Source organism: Pararobbsia silviterrae (assembly GCF_003628125.1).
Lineage (GTDB): Bacteria > Pseudomonadota > Gammaproteobacteria > Burkholderiales > Burkholderiaceae > Pararobbsia > Pararobbsia silviterrae.
Genome location: NZ_RBZU01000001.1, coordinates 605,995 through 621,770, shown reverse-complemented (window position 1 = coordinate 621,770; position 15,776 = coordinate 605,995). Strand labels below are relative to the sequence as shown.

General features: G+C 66.1%; 15 protein-coding genes and 1 pseudogene. 7 read left to right on the top strand and 9 right to left on the bottom strand.

Going from position 1 to position 15,776, the window contains the following annotated elements:
* Positions 1 to 294: 294 nt before the first annotated feature.
* Together D7S86_RS02865 and D7S86_RS02860 are read left to right on the top strand one after the other, a co-directional pair.
* Positions 295 to 837: an ankyrin repeat domain-containing protein gene (locus tag D7S86_RS02865; protein ID WP_121083203.1), complete on the top strand. Its 543-nt coding sequence runs from the start codon at positions 295 to 297 to the stop codon at positions 835 to 837.
* Positions 838 to 988: 151 nt separating this feature from the next.
* Entirely contained in the window at positions 989 to 1,585 is a 597-nt protein-coding gene (locus D7S86_RS02860) for an NADPH-dependent FMN reductase (RefSeq protein ID WP_121084239.1), read from the top strand.
* Between the two features lie 270 nt (positions 1,586 to 1,855).
* On the opposite strand, the gene D7S86_RS02855 is transcribed toward D7S86_RS02860, so the two are convergent.
* Positions 1,856 to 2,806, bottom strand: a complete 951-nt coding sequence (locus tag D7S86_RS02855) for a LysR family transcriptional regulator (RefSeq protein ID WP_121083200.1) — start codon at positions 2,804 to 2,806, stop codon at positions 1,856 to 1,858.
* Positions 2,807 to 2,922: 116 nt separating this feature from the next.
* On the opposite strand from D7S86_RS02855, the gene D7S86_RS02850 reads away from it, so the two are divergent.
* The 3 genes from D7S86_RS02850 to D7S86_RS02840 all read left to right on the top strand — a co-directional run bounded on the left by D7S86_RS02850 (position 2,923) and on the right by D7S86_RS02840 (position 4,769).
* On the top strand, positions 2,923 to 3,483 hold the full coding sequence (locus tag D7S86_RS02850; protein ID WP_121083195.1) for a cytochrome b: 561 nt from the start codon (positions 2,923 to 2,925) through the stop codon (positions 3,481 to 3,483).
* Between the two features lie 104 nt (positions 3,484 to 3,587).
* On the top strand, positions 3,588 to 4,160 hold the full coding sequence (locus D7S86_RS02845; protein ID WP_121083192.1) for a YceI family protein: 573 nt from the start codon (positions 3,588 to 3,590) through the stop codon (positions 4,158 to 4,160).
* A gap of 30 nt (positions 4,161 to 4,190) precedes the next feature.
* On the top strand, positions 4,191 to 4,769 hold the full coding sequence (locus tag D7S86_RS02840) for a YceI family protein (RefSeq protein WP_121083190.1): 579 nt from the start codon (positions 4,191 to 4,193) through the stop codon (positions 4,767 to 4,769).
* 280 nt (positions 4,770 to 5,049) lie between these two features.
* Here the strand turns inward: D7S86_RS02840 and D7S86_RS02835 are convergent.
* The 3 genes and pseudogenes from D7S86_RS02835 to D7S86_RS02825 form a co-directional block, all read right to left on the bottom strand.
* Positions 5,050 to 5,821 (bottom strand): annotated as a pseudogene (locus tag D7S86_RS02835) (alpha/beta hydrolase family protein).
* 139 nt (positions 5,822 to 5,960) lie between these two features.
* Positions 5,961 to 7,082, bottom strand: coding sequence for an AraC family transcriptional regulator (locus D7S86_RS02830; protein ID WP_121083187.1), 1,122 nt, complete (start codon positions 7,080 to 7,082; stop codon positions 5,961 to 5,963).
* A 184-nt stretch (positions 7,083 to 7,266) separates the two neighbouring features.
* Positions 7,267 to 7,986 (bottom strand): pirin family protein, encoded by a 720-nt coding sequence (locus D7S86_RS02825; RefSeq protein ID WP_121083185.1) that lies wholly within the window; start codon positions 7,984 to 7,986, stop codon positions 7,267 to 7,269.
* A gap of 198 nt (positions 7,987 to 8,184) precedes the next feature.
* Between D7S86_RS02825 and D7S86_RS02820 the strand changes: the two genes are divergently transcribed.
* Positions 8,185 to 9,075, top strand: a complete 891-nt coding sequence (locus D7S86_RS02820) for a LysR family transcriptional regulator (protein WP_205962730.1) — start codon at positions 8,185 to 8,187, stop codon at positions 9,073 to 9,075.
* Positions 9,076 to 9,118: 43 nt separating this feature from the next.
* Here the strand turns inward: D7S86_RS02820 and D7S86_RS02815 are convergent, their stop codons facing one another.
* The 3 genes from D7S86_RS02815 to D7S86_RS02800 form a co-directional block, all read right to left on the bottom strand.
* A complete protein-coding gene (locus D7S86_RS02815) occupies positions 9,119 to 10,009 on the bottom strand; it encodes a LysR substrate-binding domain-containing protein (RefSeq protein ID WP_121083182.1) in 891 nt (296 codons plus the stop codon).
* 193 nt (positions 10,010 to 10,202) lie between these two features.
* Positions 10,203 to 11,201, bottom strand: coding sequence for an aldose epimerase family protein (locus tag D7S86_RS02810; protein WP_147432204.1), 999 nt, complete (start codon positions 11,199 to 11,201; stop codon positions 10,203 to 10,205).
* 335 nt (positions 11,202 to 11,536) lie between these two features.
* Complete coding sequence (locus tag D7S86_RS02800) at positions 11,537 to 11,788, bottom strand: hypothetical protein (protein ID WP_121083177.1); 252 nt, start codon at positions 11,786 to 11,788, stop codon at positions 11,537 to 11,539.
* A 398-nt stretch (positions 11,789 to 12,186) separates the two neighbouring features.
* Between D7S86_RS02800 and D7S86_RS02795 the strand changes: the two genes are divergently transcribed.
* On the top strand, positions 12,187 to 13,425 hold the full coding sequence (locus tag D7S86_RS02795; RefSeq protein WP_121083174.1) for an acyl-CoA dehydrogenase family protein: 1,239 nt from the start codon (positions 12,187 to 12,189) through the stop codon (positions 13,423 to 13,425).
* Between the two features lie 56 nt (positions 13,426 to 13,481).
* Here D7S86_RS02795 and D7S86_RS02790 read toward each other — a convergent pair whose 3' ends face one another.
* Both D7S86_RS02790 and D7S86_RS02785 read right to left on the bottom strand, forming a co-directional pair.
* Positions 13,482 to 14,591, bottom strand: a complete 1,110-nt coding sequence (locus tag D7S86_RS02790) for a sigma-54 interaction domain-containing protein (protein WP_240647963.1) — start codon at positions 14,589 to 14,591, stop codon at positions 13,482 to 13,484.
* Positions 14,588 to 15,775, bottom strand: a complete 1,188-nt coding sequence (locus D7S86_RS02785; RefSeq protein ID WP_240647998.1) for an acyl-CoA dehydrogenase family protein — start codon at positions 15,773 to 15,775, stop codon at positions 14,588 to 14,590. The genes D7S86_RS02790 and D7S86_RS02785 overlap by 4 nt, the downstream gene beginning before the upstream one ends.
* Position 15,776: the final 1 nt, after the last annotated feature.

The window sequence follows — 15,776 nt, the reverse complement described above, 5'->3', positions numbered from 1 at the left end:
CTTGGCTCCGGTCTCGCCCGTCTCGCCGGGTTCCCTTTGCGTCGGCCGATCCGCTCGCCTCTATTGCTTCGCTTGTCCCGGTTGTGCACGCTTGTCCCCGCTCGTGCCTGCCCTAACTATCGGGCCGATACGCATATGCAAATGGACAGGGCCGAGTCGCCATGGACAATGGCGCCATGCCATACCGACACGGTCCGGCCCCCGATTTAAACGACATTGAAACGACATTGACCGGCCCACGCGCGTGATCACCCGGCATGCGGCGCGCGCCGAGCCCATTCGAGGAACTGCCCGATGCATACTCATCCGAACCCGACCGACGCGGACACGCGCCCCGAACTCGACGACGCGACACGCGAATTCGCGACCCGCGTGTTCGATCTGGCTCGCGCGGGCGACGCCTCGGCGCTCGGCTTCTTGCTCGACCAGGGCCTGCCGCCGAATCTGCGCAACGAAAAAGGCGACAGCTTGCTGATGCTCGCGAGCTATCACGGACACCTCGACGCGGCGCGCCTCCTGCTCGAACGCGGCGCCGATCCCGATTTGCGCAACACCCTCGGACAGACGCCCATCGCGGGCGCTGCGTTCAAGGGGCAGTTGCCGATGATCGAGCTGCTCGTCGAGTATCGTGCCGACGTCGAAGGCGCGTCGCCGGACGGGCGGACTGCGCTGATGATCGCCGCGATGTTTAATCGCACGGAGATCGTCGACTATCTGGTCGCGCATGGCGCGGACGTGCGTGCGCAGGATGCGGGCGGGCACGACGCGGCCGCGGCGGCGGCACGGATGGGCGCGCCCGACACACCGGCACAGATCGAGCGGCTTCAACAAGGCTAGCGCACGAATCGGCAGGCGCGCGCGGGGCGTCGCGTCATGCACGGGCTCGCTCGACGTACGCGCCAAGATCGAGCGACTTCGACGCGTGCGGTACACCGGGCGGCACCGTGTTCGGCACACCGTGCCGGCAACCTGAAGCGAGGTGTTTTCGATGAGCGACACGCCGCAGCGCCTGACTTTTCCCGTCCTGCTCGGCTCGGTTCGCCGAGATCGGCAGGGCATCCGCGCCGCGCGGCTCGTGGTGCGCGCACTCGAAGCGCACGGGCACGAGGCCGTGCTCGTCGATCCGCTCGAACTCGCGCTTCCGCTGCTCGACCGGATGTACAAGGAATACAAGCCGGGCGAAGCGCCGCCGAAGCTTGAGGCGCTGGCCGCGCTGTATCGTCGCGCCGACGGGTTCGTGATCGTCAGCGGCGAGTACAACCACAGCATTCCGCCCGCGCTCTCGAATCTGCTCGACCATTTCCTCGAGGAATATTTCTGGCGTCCGTCGGCAATCGTCTGCTATTCGGCCGGCGCGTACGGCGGCGTGCGTGCCGCGGTGCAATTGCGCGCGATGCTGGCCGAGATTGGCATGTCGAGCATTCCGAGCCTGATGCCGATCCCGAAGATCGCGAGCACGCTCGACGAGCAGGGTATGCCGAGCGCGGACTGGGTATCGCGCTCGCTCGAACGTTTTCTGGCGGAGCTCTTCTGGTACGCGCGTGCGCTCAAGCAAGCGAGAGCCGAAGGACCGATGCCGTATTAATCGCTCGGCGTGCGCGCAGCGCATGATCCGCTCGCGCGAGGAGCACCGCGTCTGCTTCATCACCTTTACGCTTCCCCGCTCCGCGACCTGACGGCCTCACCGACTGCGTCGCCGCACAGCGCGGCCTGATCGCCATGCGCGAACTGATCGCCTTGCGCTGCCTGATTGCCTTGTGCTGCCTGGTTGCCTTGTGCTGCCTGGTTGCCTTGTGCTGCCTGGTTGCCTTGTGCTGCCTGGTTGCCGCGTGATGCCTGATCGCCTTGTACTGCCCTATCGCCCCGCGCGCCGCATGCTGCGCACGAACGTGTCCGTATCGATCGGCGCAGTGTCCGATGCCATCGCCGCGAACCGTTCGACGAGCCATTGCGTCGCGGGCCCCGAATGCGCGTCGACGCGGTGAATCAGCGAGAACGGATAGACGGCGTAGCTGCGGTCGCGCTGCGACAGCTTGACGAGCGTGCCGTCGGCGATGTCCTGCGCGACGATATGTTCAGGCATCGATCCCCAACCGAGACCCGCAAGCAGCAGTCGATGCTTCGCATCGAGATCGCCCAATCGCCAGGTCTGCGCGCCGTAGACGCCGAAATTCCGACCCTCGGTCATCTTGCTGCGGTCCGACAAGACGAGTTGCGTATGCTCGCGCAGCGCAGCGACCGTCAACGGCCCCGTGTGCTGCGCGAGCGGATGACACGGCGCCGCGACCGCTTCGAGCCGGACCGATCCCGCCGCGACCGCCTCGATCGGATCGGGCCAGCTTTCGCGCGGCCCCGAAATACCCAGACCGCTCTCGCCGTCGAGCACGAGCCGCAACACGCCGCCGAGCGCCTCCATCTGCAGCTTGAGCGCCACCGTCGGAAACTGCTTCGCGAACGCCTGGAGCACGGCGACGAGCTTCGCCGACGGATACATGACATCGACCGCGAGCGACACCTCGCCTTCGAGCCCGCTCGTCATGCCGGCGGCGCGCGCGGTCATCGCGCGCATCATCAGGTCGACACGCCGCGCATCGGTCAGCATCGCGCGCCCCGCCTCCGTGAGCACCGGCTTGCGCCGCGCGCGCTCGAACAGCGCGCAGCCGAGCTGGCCCTCAAGGTTGGCGATCGTGTAGCTGACGACCGATTGCGCCTTGTCGAGCACCTCGGCGGCCGCCGAAAAGCTGCCGGTTTCGGCGACGGCAAGGAAGGTGCGCAGCTGGTCGAGGGTGGGAGAGCGATCGGACATGAGCGATAAGATATGCCATCGAAAATCTCGATAGTAACGATCGATTCTAAGCCATTGTCTCTATCCGGCCGCACGCGTAGAGTGCTGAGCTTCGAACCTCAGTGGAAACCCTGACGATGCAGCCGTACCCGAGCACTGACCGTGCGCAGAAGTACACGACCGTTGCGATGGCGTTCCACTGGATCATCGCCGCGCTGATCGTCTGGGGCTTCGCGCTGGGCTGGATCATGACGGACATTCCAGGCTTCACGCCGACGAAGCTGCGTTACTTTTCCTGGCACAAATGGATCGGCGTCACGGTCCTCGCGCTGGCCGTGCTGCGCCTCGTCTGGCGCGCGCTGAATCGTCCGCCCGCGCTGCCCGAACGCATGCACGACTGGGAAAAAGCCGCCGCGCACGCCGGACACCTCGCGCTCTACGTCCTCATGTTCGCGATCCCCGTCAGCGGCTATCTCTATACCTGCGCGGCCGGCGTGCCCGTGGTCTATCTGGGCGTGCTGCCGCTGCCGATGGTGATCGCGCCCGACCACGCGACAGCGGCCGTGCTCAAGCCCATCCATATCTATCTGAACTGGGCACTCGCCGCGGCCGTCGCGGGCCACGTGCTCGCTGTCATCAAGCATCATCTGATCGACCGCGTGCCCGTGCTGTCGCGCATGCTGCCGTTCGGCCGATGAGCGCGCCGAGCGGGTTTCATGCACGGGTCGCCGGCTCGCGCTATCGTGACGGCGATCGTGCACCGCGTCACCCACCCCGTCATTCACCTTTGCCGAGGCAAACCATGTTTTCGAACAAGACCCTGCGCACGCTGACGCTGTCGATGAGCGTCCTCGCGGCGGCCACCGCCTTCGTGTCGCCGGCCCGGGCGGGCATCGACGCCGCGAAAAGCACGCTGACGGCCACGTTCAAGCAAATGAACGTGCCCGTCGACGCAAGCTTCAAGAAGATCAGCGCGACGATCCAGTTCGATCCGGCGAACCTGACCGCCTCGAAGGCGCAGTTCGACGTCGACGTCGCGAGCATCGATCTCGGCAGCCCCGAATACAACGACCAGGTCGCGGGCAAGGACTGGTTCGACGCGAAGGACTTTCCGCACGCGACGTTCGTCTCGAACGCGATCAAGGCCGGCGCGAACGGCGCCTACTCGGTGACGGGCACGCTGACGATCCGCGGCAAGAGCAACACGGTCGTCGTGCCGGTTCAGTATCACAAGGACGGCAGCGCGCAGGTCTTCGACGGCGTGCTGCCGATCAAGCGTTTGCAATACGGCGTCGGACAGGGCGAATGGAGCGATACCTCGCTCGTCGCCGACGACGTCCAGTTGAAGTTCCACATCGTTTCCAATGGCCAGTAAGGCCGCTCGACGACACGCAAGGAGTCTGACTTGAAAAAGCACCTGATCGCGCTTGGCGCACTCGCCCTGCTCGCCGGTTCGGCCATCGCGGCCCCGGCCACGTATAACCTCGATCCGAACCACACGTACCCGAGCTTCGAAGCCGATCACTTCGGCGGCGTGTCGGTCTGGCGCGGCAAGTTCACGAAGAGCACGGGCGTCGTGACGCTCGATCGCGACGCGAAGACGGGCACGGTCGACGTGACGGTCGACACGACCTCGCTCGACACGGGCAACGCACCGCTCGACAAGCACGTGAAGTCGCCCGACTTCCTCGACACCGAGAAATTCCCGACGGCGACGTACAAGGGCACGTCGATCAAGTTCGACGGCGACACGCCCGTCGAAGTCGACGGCACGTTCACGCTGCACGGCGTGACCAAGCCGCTGAACCTCAAGATCAACTCGTTCAAGTGCTTCCAGCACCCGATGCTCAAGCGTGAAGTCTGCGGTGCCGACGCGAGCGCCGAATTCGACCGCGCCGACTACGGCATCGACTGGGGCGTCAAGTACGGCTTCAAGACGCTGACCAAGCTCCAGATCCAGGTCGAAGGCGTCAAGGCCGACTGAGATCGATCGCACGGGGCGCGTCCGCGCGCGCCCTGAGCGACACCGGAAGCCGCCTGCCTCGGTTCATGCCGACGCAGGCGGCTTTGTCGTTCAGCGCGGAGTCCACGCTGAAGGTCCGACGCGCGACCGTCGATGCGATGCGCACGCCGCCGATACGCACCCAAGCGCACCCAAAGCACCCGAGCACTCAAGCACCCGAGCACCCAAGCGCAACGGTACGCACGCGGACGCACCAAGACACACCCGTAAGCGCCGCTTCATCGACGCCCCCTGCGGCCGATCACACCGCGTGCGGATCCGCCAGATACCGCGCGCTCCAGACGGCGATCATATCGGCCGCATAGATCGCATCGGCTTGCCGCGACAGCAGATGATCCGCGCCGTCGAGCGCCACAAAACTTTTCGGATGCTTCGCGGCCGTGAAGATCTGCGTGGCGTTCGCGACGCCGACCGTCGCATCGGTCGGCGAGTGCAGCACGAGCAAAGGACGCCGCAACGCCGCGATGCGCTCGCTCAACCGCTGCTCGGCGACATCGACGAGAAACTGACGTTTGATCCGGAACGGCCGTCCCGCGAGCTGCACGTCCGCCACGCCCTCGGTTTCGATCGTGCCGATGTGATCGCGAAACAGACCGGTCACATGATGCGGATCGCTCGGCGCCGCGATCGTCGCGATCGCCTTGACCTCGGGCAGCCGCCCCGCCACGCCGAGCACGGCCGCGCCCCCGAGACTGTGGCCGATCAGCAGTTCGGGCGCGCGATGGGTCTCGCGAAGATAGAGAGCGGCGGCCTCGAGGTCGGCGAGATTCGACGTGAAGTTCGTGTTCTCGAATTCGCCTTCGCTCGCGCCGAGCCCCGTGAAATCGAAGCGCAGCACAGCGATCCGATGGGCATTGAGCGCGCGCGATCCGCGTCGCCGCGAAAATGTCCTTGCCGCACGTGAAGCAGTGCGCGAACAGCGCATACGCGACCGGCGCGCCCTCGGGCAGATCGAGCCGCCCCGACAAGTGCTGCCCGTCCGCCCCCGGAAACTCGAATCGTTCGGTCGCCATCATCGTTCGTCTCCTCGCTCGATAACAGGCTCGATAACAGGCTCGATAACGCTGCTCATCCCCATCGCGCCGCGGACCTCGTCGCGCCCGTGCATGCGGGGGCGTCCGCCCATCCGCGTCGTCCGCGTCGTCGGTGACATCAGGCGAGCGCTTCGACGGTCTCGCTCGCTTTCGCGCCGCGTGCGGCGCGCCATTTCGCGGGCGTGATGCCCATCTGTTGTTTGAACGCGCGCTGGAACGCCGCTTCGGATCGATACCCGACGGCCTCGCCGATCGCGCCCGTCGACTGATCGCTTTGCACGAGCTGTCGGGCCGCGAGCGTCATGCGGATCTCGGTCAGCAACGCACTCGCCGATCGGCCGACCGAGTCCTCGAAATGCCGCACGAACGTCGCGCGCGACATATGACAGCGCGCCGCGAGCGACGGCAAAGTCCAGGCCTCCTGGGGCGCCTCGAACATCGCCGACAGGGCCGGTTGCAGCCGTGCATGACGCGCGAGCGCGAGCAGCCCGCGCGGCGGCGCGTCGGATTCGCTCGCCAAACGCAGCGTCATCGCGAACAGCGCGCCCGACAGATAGTCGAGCAAGGCGCGTGCGCCCGGGCGTTCGGCTACGGCTTCGTCGCGCATGAGTTCGACGAGCAGAACGAGCGGCGCGGCCCGATCGCCATGCGGGTCGTTTGAACCGTTTGGACCGTTCGGGTCATTTGGATCATTAGGGCCATTCGGTCCCCTTGGACCGTTCGGGCCGCGTGGATCATGCGCACCTTCCGGGTCGTGTGCATCGCGCGGGTCGTGTCGCTCGTGCGGCTTATATCCGGCGCGCGTGTCGCGGGTTCGCACGACGAGTCGATCGGGCAGATGATCGCGCAGCAGCCGATCCTGCGTGCTCGCGACAACGAACGTGCCGCACAGCAGATCGATCGACGACCCCGCACCCGCCCCCACGCCGGGGCCCCTGTTTTCCTTGATCGTCAGCGTCGGCGTTTCGCGCGTCTGGATCGCGCGCGGCTTCTTGCCGCTGCCGTCATGAAGCCGATGCGCGGCGCCGCGCGGGAACACGACGATGTCGCCCGCGCGGATCGTCAGCGGCGCGGACGCGCCGTCCTCGACCACGGCCTCGCCGCCGAGCACCACGTGATAGGGAATCTCGCGCACGCCGGCCTGGTCATGGGCGACCGCCCACGGCGCGCCGAAGTGGCATCGCACATCGACGCGTCCGCTGACAGGCATGAGCGCGAGCAGACGGCTGAGCAGGTCCATATGAGACGATCGAGCAGGAAAGGATCCGCGCATGCTAGCCGAACGCTCAGGCGCACGCAGACCGCGCGCGAATCGGACCGCGAAAAAACGCGACGCCGCGCAAACCCATGCGGTTTGCGCGGCGTCCAGCCTACCCGGGTCACCCGGCTTACTCAGCTCACCCAGCCTACCGGGCTTACCGGGCTCACCAGACCGGCTGCTCGTGCGGACGCAGATCGAACACGAGCACTTCGGCGTCCTTGCCCTGCGAGAACGCAAGCGCGGTCTCATGACGCACGCGCACGCCGTCGCCCTCGTTGAGCGCCACGCCGTTCACCGTCACGCCGCCTCGCGCGACATGCACATACGCATAGCGGCCTTCAGGCAGCGTGACCGTCGCGGTCTCGTCGCCGTCGAGCAGACCCGCGTACACACGCGCGTCCTGATGGACCGCGAGCGAGCCGTTCGCGCCGTCGGGCGCGATGATGTTGACGAAACGCCCGCGCTTGTCCGTCGCCGCGAAATGCTGCTGCTGATACCGCGGCTCGACGCCCTTCTTCCCCGGCATGATCCAGATCTGAAGGAAGTGCACGGGATCCGTCTGCGAGTGATTGAACTCGCTATGCGCGACCCCCGTGCCGGCGCTCATCATCTGAACGTCGCCGGGACGGATCACCGAACCCGTGCCCATCGTGTCCTTGTGTTCGAGCGCGCCTTCGAGCACGTACGAAAAAATTTCCATATCGCGATGCGGATGCTTGCCGAACCCGCCCCGCGCAGCCACGCGATCGTCATTGATCACGAGCAGGTCCGAAAACCCCTGCTGCTTCGGGTCGTGGTAGTTGGCAAACGAAAACGTATGACGCGAACTCAACCAGCCGTGCTCGGCAACGCCACGGTCGCCCGCCTTGCGAACTTCAAGCATTTTGACCTCCAGGGTGAACTTCAATCGATTGCCTGTGCCCGTGCGCGCTGCGCCCGGGCCCTCGGCATGCCCGCTGTGCCGTCCCGCGCGCCGTTGGGCGTCGCGCTGTTCGAGCACCATGGGATCCAGTGTAGTGTCACCCTCACGGTTAATAAACCGCCTACAATCAGACAAACTGTCAACCCTCTGAGGACAATCGTGCAACTCGAGGACATGCGCATCTTCGTCGCCGCCGTCGAGGCCGCGAGCTTCACGGGCGCGGCCGCCCGGCTCGGGTTGTCGAAGCAATTCGTCAGCAAGCGCGTGATGGCGCTCGAAGAGCAACTCGGCGCGCGGCTGCTCGTGCGGACCACGCGGCGGCTCTCGGTCACACCGGTCGGCCGCGACTACTTCGAGCGCGTCGTCCAGATTCTCGCCGACGTCGCGGACGCCGAGCGCATCGTCGCGAGCCAGAACGCCAAGCCGCGCGGCGCGCTGCGCGTGACCGCGCCGATGTCGTTCGGCACGATGCACCTCGGACCCGTGATTCCCGAGTTCATGCATCGCTACGACGAGGTCACGCTCGATATCGATCTCAACGACCGCACGGTCGACCTCGTCGGCGAGGGCTACGACATGGGTGTGCGCATCGGCGTGCTGTCCGATTCGTCGTTGATCGCGCGACGCATCGCGCCGTTCGACATGGTCGCGTGCGCGAGTCCGACCTATCTCGCGCAGTACGGCAGCCCCGAGACGCCCGCCGATCTCGCGCATCACCAATGCCTGCTCTATGGACACGGCAAAAGCGTCGAGTGGCCGTTCGCGATTCATGGCCGGGCGCGCGGCGTGCCCGTCACGGGGCGCGTGCGCGTCAATAACGGCGAGATCGCACGCGACGCGGCGGTCGCGGGCCTCGGCGTCACGATGCTGCCGACGTTCATCGTCAGCGCGGCGTTGGCCAGCGGACAATTGATCAAGGTGCTCGAACCCTACGAGCCGCCCAAAGGCGGCGTCTTCGCGGTCTATCCTCAACATCGTCAATCGTCGGCCGCGGTCCGTGCGTTCGTCGATTTTCTCGTCGAGCGCTTCGGCGAGGAGGCGACCCGTTAGATCCGCCAAATCTGCTTAGTCCGCTCCAGGTCCGCTCAATGCGCTAGATGCGTGCGGCTTCGCGCAGACACGCGATCATCGATTGCGCGGGCGCGGAAAGCACACCATGACGACGCGTCAGCAGATCGACGGACAAGCGCGGCATTTCGAGCGACACCGGCACGCGGACCAGCCGCGACGCGAGCCCGTTCGATTCAAGCAGGCTTCGCGGCAGCAAGGCGACGGCATCCGTATCGGTCAGCAACGACAGCGCGATCGTCATGCTCGCGCATCGCAGGATCCGTTTCGACGCGGGAAGCTGATTGAGCGCGAGCGTCGCGTCATGCAACGCGACGTAGTCTGCGTCGGCCGAATACGCGATCCAGTCGAGCGGCAGCATGTCTTCGATCGTGCTCACCTGTTCGAGCGGATGTCCGCGCCGGCACACCATGACGATATCGTCGATGCGCAGCGATTCGCGCACGAATTCGCGCGACGCGTCGATATCGAGCGCGCCCGCCACGATGAAATCGAGCGTGCCGTCGCGCAGCCTGGGCAGCGCATCGCGAAGATGACCTTCGGTCAGCTCGACGCGCACGTCGGGCATCACGCGACTGAACGCGACATAGGCGGCGGGCAGGATCGTCAACGCGGGCCAGGGCGCAAAGGCCGCGCGCAGGACACCGTGGGCGTGCGTCTTCAGACGTTCGACCTCGTCGCGCGCGGCGCGGATTTCGGCGACGATCGCACAGGCCCGTCCGTAGAGCACGCGGCCGGCCTCGGTCAGATGGATGCCGCGTACCGTGCGCGTGATCAGCGCGACGCCCATATCGTCTTCGAGCTCCTTGAGCGATTTGGTCAGCGCTGCCTGCGACAGGAAGACGCTGCGCGCCGCCGCACGGATACTGCCCTGTTCGGCCGCTGCGATCAGCGCCTTCAATTGATGCGGTCGCATGGTCCGCCTGCCACTCCCCTTCGAAACGCCCCGCGCGAATACGCGTTGCGCGATATCGAAGGCTTTCGATACCGTCAGTTCGACGAACTATAGGGGTATCGAAATAAAGAAGAAATCGAGATGCGTCGTGCGCACCGTGCGCCGCAGTTCGTTCACAAACGCATCGCCGGCCGGTGGCCGCGCGTCACGCCCTTCACCATGCGGCGAAGTGATACCGGATACGCGACGGATGTGCGGGATCGAGCACCAGCCCCGTGCGGCTCGCCAGCGCGTGCGACGCGTCGACCGCGGCGACCCGCCCGAGATCGAAGAGCCCGTTGACGGGCTCGACACCGAGCGCATAGTGCCGCCCCGACCACGGCTCACCGTCCCGACCGCCGTTGCTGACCCAGAGCATGACGTCGGGCAGCGCATGCGTGTCCCAGCCGAGTCCGACGCGTACGTCTTCATCGAGATAGCGCAGCACGACCTGTGCGTCGACGTCGCGCACGCCGATATCCGTGATCTGCAGCAATTCTTCGGTCTTGAACGGCAGCGGCAGGTGCGTGAGATCGATCGTCGCGCCATCGCTCGGCATCTGCGCGAGCGCGCGCGCCGTCGCATTCGGGCGAAGCCTCGATACATGGCGTTCGGCCTGCACCGGATACGTATGGATCCCTCCATGCGCGGCCGGCTCGACGACGAGCCGTCCCGGATCGCGCGGCACGCGAAACGTCGGATGCAGCGCGACAGGCACGCGGACCGGCCTGCGCGCATGAATCACGAGTTCGATATCGAGCCGCGGCGCGTCGGGTACGACCGCGAAGCGACGTTCGAGCCGCGCGATCGCGGCATCCTCGGGATAGTCGATCGCGATCGTCAAATGATCGCGGCCGGCATCGATGCAATGCCATACGTGGTTCGACGCGAACCCGTGCGGCCACGTGTCGTCGGGCCGCAAGCCGCGCCATCCGGGCGGCAGGTCCGACGGCGTGTCGGGACGCCCGAACGGCACGCACGGCCACTCGCCGCGCAGCCGCCGCAGGATGCCGGGCAAGCGCTCGGCCTGCTCGGTGTCCGCCCACGGCGCGATCTGCATGCACTGCAGGCGCCGGCCGTCGCCGAGTTCAAACATCAGCGGAGCCAGCATGCCGCCGAGCCCCTGCACTTCGGCCGAACCGAAGCGCCATTCGAGTTGCCATGTATCGCTCAAGGCCGCCTGTCTCCTGTCTGTTTTCCGCTTGTTTTCTACCTCTCACGCGCGTGTCGACATTGAAAAGGAACATGCCCGCGATCGCAAGACGGCGGGCATGTTTTCCGGGCGTCGCGGCCCGACGTCGGGTCCGGGTCCGAGATCGATGTCGAACCGGTGCAGGCGCAGGTGCCGGCGCAGGTGCCGGTGCAGGTGCCGGGCCGGGCCGGGCCGGGCCGGGCCGGGCCGGTGCCAATGGTGAATCCGAAATCGACGCGGCGCGGGATGCGCATCGCGTTCCGTCGCTCAACCCATGCGTTCGATACCAAGGACTCGACCGCGCATCGGCGAAGCGCTTATTTGCCGTCCTCGTTGCGCGCCTTGATGCTGGCGCGAACTTCGTCGATCGCCTGAAGAATCAGTGCGGATGCCTTCGACGCGTGGCCTTCCTTGTCGGGTGTCTTGTCCGCGAGTTCGATCTGATGCTTGGCGGTCTCGAGCGATCGAAGCGCGGCGTCCATGTCCGGCTGCGCGACGTCGGCGAGCGCGGTCGCGGAAAAAAGCGTGGCGGCCGTTGCGGCGGCGATAACAGGGAGCGAGAAGCGCATGGAGTCCTCCGAATAAATGGCGTGGCGAATGCCGCGTACAGCGACAAGCCAGTATCGCCGTCTCGCCCGCTCCCTGGGCCGACGGATGTCAGGTGTTTACCGCCAATTACACCTCGTTACCGATCGATCGGATCCCTCCCATCCGCCGCACACCTCGCTCGCATCGTGCTCACGAACTGCACGCCGATCAGCACAAGAACAGCATCGTGCTGCTGGAAGAGCGACGTCGCGCGCGCATCGCGACGCACGCGCGCGACGTCGACGCGCCGTCTCGGCCCGCCGCATCGGCGCTCGGCCCGGCGCCTTCGGCGATCCCGCGCAATGGCACACGTCCTGCTAGATACGGGTATGCGCTGCACGTACGCATCGCGCCTCACTCCAACCGATGGACACCCTCTATGTCGCTACCCGAACTCGATGAACCCGCCACGCTGTCGCGCGGCGCAGACTATGAGCAAGTCGCCGCGCGCTTCCGCCCGATCTTCGCAAGAATCGCCGAAGGCACGGCCGATCGCGAGCGCACGCGGACGCTGCCGTTCGAACAGATCGCGTGGCTCAAGACCGCCGGCTTCGGCAGCGTGCGCGTGCCGGTCGAATACGGCGGCGCGGGCATCTCGCTGCCCCAATTGGTCCGGTTGCTCATCGAGCTCGCCGAAGCCGATTCGAATCTGCCGCAAGCGTTGCGCGGCCATTTCGCGTTTGTCGAGGACCAGCTCAACGCGCAGCCGAGCGCGACACGCGACAAATGGTTCGAGCGTTTCGTCGCGGGCGATATCGTCGGCAACGCCTGGACCGAGGTCGGCGGCGTCAAGATCGGCGACGTGATCACGCGCGTCTCGAAACAGAACGGACGCTGGGTCGTCAACGGCTCGAAGTACTACAGCACCGGCAGCATCTTCGCGGACTGGATCGACGTCTTCGCGCAACGCGACGACAACGGCCAGAACGTCATCGCGGCCGTCAACGTGCATCAGGCCGGCGTCCGGCAGAACGACGACTGGGACGGCTTCGGTCAACGCACGACAGGCAGCGGGACATCGGTGTTCGAGAACGCCGTCGTCGACGAGGAACACCTGATCGACTTCGAATCGCGCTTCAAGTATCAGACCGCGTTCTATCAGCTCGTGCTGCTTGCCGTGCTGACCGGCGTGGGCCGCGCCGCGCTGCGCGACATCTCGCACGAGGTTCGCAAGCGCACGCGCGTCTATTCGCATGGGAATGCGCCGCGCGTGAGCGACGACGCGCAGATTCAGCAGGTCGTCGGCAAGATCGCGGCGCGCGTCTATGCGGCCGAGGCGACCGCCGTGCGCTCCGCGCAAGCGTCGCAGCTCGCCTATGAAGCCCGTTTCGGCAATGACGATGCGGCCGAGGCGAAGGCCAACGCGCTCGCCGAAATCGATTCGGCGAAGGCGCAGGTCGTGATCGCGGACCTGATCCTCACGTCGACGACGGAACTCTTCAACGCGCTCGGCGCGTCGGCGACGAGCGAAGACAAGCAGCTCGATCGTCACTGGCGCAACGCGCGCACGGCCGCGTCGCACAATCCGCTGATCTACAAGGAACGCATCGTCGGCGATTGGCATATCAACGACACCGTGCCGCCGTACGTCTGGCAGATCGGCAGCATTCGCGGATGATCGACGCGCGTGAACGGGGCGAACGCACACGCCCCGCTCGCGCACGCGGCTTCAGGCTATTTCTGCGCCGAAATCTGCCGCGATCGGATCAAGCGCGCGCGCAACACGTTGCGGCTGATGCCGAGCAGTTTCGCGGCCTGGATCTGATTGCGGTAGCAGAACTCGAAGGCGACGCGCATGACGGTGTCCTCGATCTGCTCGAACAGATTGTCTTCAGCCTCGACGTAGAGATTGCGCAACGCTTCCTCGAGCGTCTCGATCGGCGTGAGCTTCGCTTCGGCGCCCACGCGCTTCGGCGCCCCGAAGCACGACGACAATTGCAGGTCCGCTTCGCCGATCGTATCGCCGCCGCAGACGAGCAAGGCGTAGTGGATCACGTTCTCGAGTTCGCGAATATTGCCGGGCCAGCCATGCTGCAGCAGTTTGCGCTCGGCGCGCGCATCGAGTGAAAACGCGCCGTAGCCGAGCCGGCCGCGATATTCGTCGATGAAGTAGTGCGCGAGCGGCAGAATGTCGCCGGGCCGTTCGCGCAAGGTCGGCACCGCGAGATGCACGACATTGAGCCGGTAAAACAGGTCTTCGCGGAAATGTCCGGCGGCCACCGAGTCCTGCAGATGGATATTCGTCGCGGCGATCACGCGCACGTCGATCGGAATGCTCTTGCGCGATCCGAGCCGCACGACCTCGCGCTCCTGAAGCACGCGCAACAGCTTGACCTGCATCGACAACGGCAGGTCGCCGATCTCGTCGAGAAACAACGTGCCGCCGTTCGCGGCTTCGAACCATCCGGGCTTCGACGAGAACGCGCCCGTGAACGCGCCCTTTTCATGGCCGAACAATTCGCTCTCGACGAGCGTTTCGGAAAACGCGCCGCAATTGACTGCGATAAACGGTCCGTTCTTGCGATGACTCAGGTTATGCACGTGCCGCGCGACGAGCTCCTTGCCCGTGCCGGTCTCGCCGATCACGAGCACGTTCGCGTCGCTCGGCGCGATCATGCGGATGCGTTCGAGCAACGCGATCGATCGCGCGTCGGCGAAGATCTGCGCGCTCGCGCGAATCGAGGTCGTCAACGCGCGCCGATCCGGCAGCGTGATCAACGGTGACGCTTGAGCGTCGTCCAGGCCGGCGGCAACCGGCACTTCATTTCGGAGCGTGGCGTTCATGAGTAGAAACTCGGCGTCGGATATTGCTGCTTGAGCGCCCATTCACCGATCTCGCGAAGCTTGTACGCCAGCGGATCGTGAAGGGAGTGGGTGCGCAGATTGCGCCAGTGGCGATCGAGCCGCAGGCCGCCGTGCGTCGCGCGCGCGCCTGCGACGTCGAACATGCGCGTACAGATCGCGAGTCCGGCCTCGATCGCGGCGACCTTCGCGGTCGCGACCGCCAGCGCGACTTCGCCGCGTTCGGTTTCGCCCAACGTAGCGCCTTGGTCCCAGGCCGCATCGAAGCGCTCGGCCGCGCGATCGGCGAGCGCGCGCGCCGATTCGAGTCCGACCCAGAACTCGCCGTACTGACCGAGGATATAGGGGTCGTCCTCGGCGCGTTCGACGTTCGCGACATACCACGGCCGCGATTCGTGCAGCGTGTATTGGCGCGCGTCGCCGAACGCGCTCTCGCCGATGCCCAGATAAATATTGGTCAGGATCAATTGCGCGAGCACAGGACGCAGGCACGCGAACGGCGTCGACAGCGGTCCGGGATCGCTGAGCAATTCGTGCCGCTCGACACGCACGCGCTGGAACGTCACCGACCCGCTGTCGGTCTGGCGCTGTCCGATGTTGTCCCAGTCATGCGCGACGCAGACACCCGAGCGGCCCGTCGGAATCGCCGCCACGAGCAGCGATCCCGTCTGTGCGTCGTGCGCCGACGCGATCAGCATCTCGGAGTCGACCGTGCCCGAGCAGAAGCTCTTCTGACCGCTGAACTCGCGCCACTCGGCGTGCGTCGTACTGACCGTGCGCGTATCGAGCGGATTGAGCGCATTGCCCCAGAACCATGAATGACGCGCCGTCTGTCCGTACAAGGTGCTCGCTTGCGCGGCGGAGCCGAACAAGCGGACCGTCGCCAGCATCAGATGATGAAAACCGAAGACGTGCCCGAGCGAGCTGTCGGCGCGTCCGAGCAGACGAATGATGTCGAGCGTCTCGCGCCAGCGTGCGCCGAGCCCGCCGAATTCGACGGGAATGCTCAGACGCAGCAGGCCGCTTTCGCGCAGGGCGTCGCGCTCGGCCTTCGGCGTGCCGCCGCGCGCGTCGCGTTCGGCGGCGCTCGCCGCGAACGTGGCCGCGAGCGCGCGCGCGATCTCGAACGGCGACGCCGACTGCGACGCCGCGGACGACACATGCATC

Coding starts and splice junctions, on each gene's coding strand:
- D7S86_RS02865 (WP_121083203.1), top strand. CDS start 295: ATGCATACTCATCCGAACCCGACCGACGCGGACACGCGCCCCGAACTC.
- D7S86_RS02860 (WP_121084239.1), top strand. CDS start 989: ATGAGCGACACGCCGCAGCGCCTGACTTTTCCCGTCCTGCTCGGCTCG.
- D7S86_RS02855 (WP_121083200.1), bottom strand. CDS start 2,806: ATGTCCGATCGCTCTCCCACCCTCGACCAGCTGCGCACCTTCCTTGCC.
- D7S86_RS02850 (WP_121083195.1), top strand. CDS start 2,923: ATGCAGCCGTACCCGAGCACTGACCGTGCGCAGAAGTACACGACCGTT.
- D7S86_RS02845 (WP_121083192.1), top strand. CDS start 3,588: ATGTTTTCGAACAAGACCCTGCGCACGCTGACGCTGTCGATGAGCGTC.
- D7S86_RS02830 (WP_121083187.1), bottom strand. CDS start 7,082: ATGGACCTGCTCAGCCGTCTGCTCGCGCTCATGCCTGTCAGCGGACGC.
- D7S86_RS02825 (WP_121083185.1), bottom strand. CDS start 7,986: ATGCTTGAAGTTCGCAAGGCGGGCGACCGTGGCGTTGCCGAGCACGGC.
- D7S86_RS02815 (WP_121083182.1), bottom strand. CDS start 10,009: ATGCGACCGCATCAATTGAAGGCGCTGATCGCAGCGGCCGAACAGGGC.
- D7S86_RS02800 (WP_121083177.1), bottom strand. CDS start 11,788: ATGCGCTTCTCGCTCCCTGTTATCGCCGCCGCAACGGCCGCCACGCTT.
- D7S86_RS02795 (WP_121083174.1), top strand. CDS start 12,187: ATGTCGCTACCCGAACTCGATGAACCCGCCACGCTGTCGCGCGGCGCA.
- D7S86_RS02790 (WP_240647963.1), bottom strand. CDS start 14,591: ATGAACGCCACGCTCCGAAATGAAGTGCCGGTTGCCGCCGGCCTGGAC.
- D7S86_RS02785 (WP_240647998.1), bottom strand. CDS start 15,775: ATGCATGTGTCGTCCGCGGCGTCGCAGTCGGCGTCGCCGTTCGAGATC.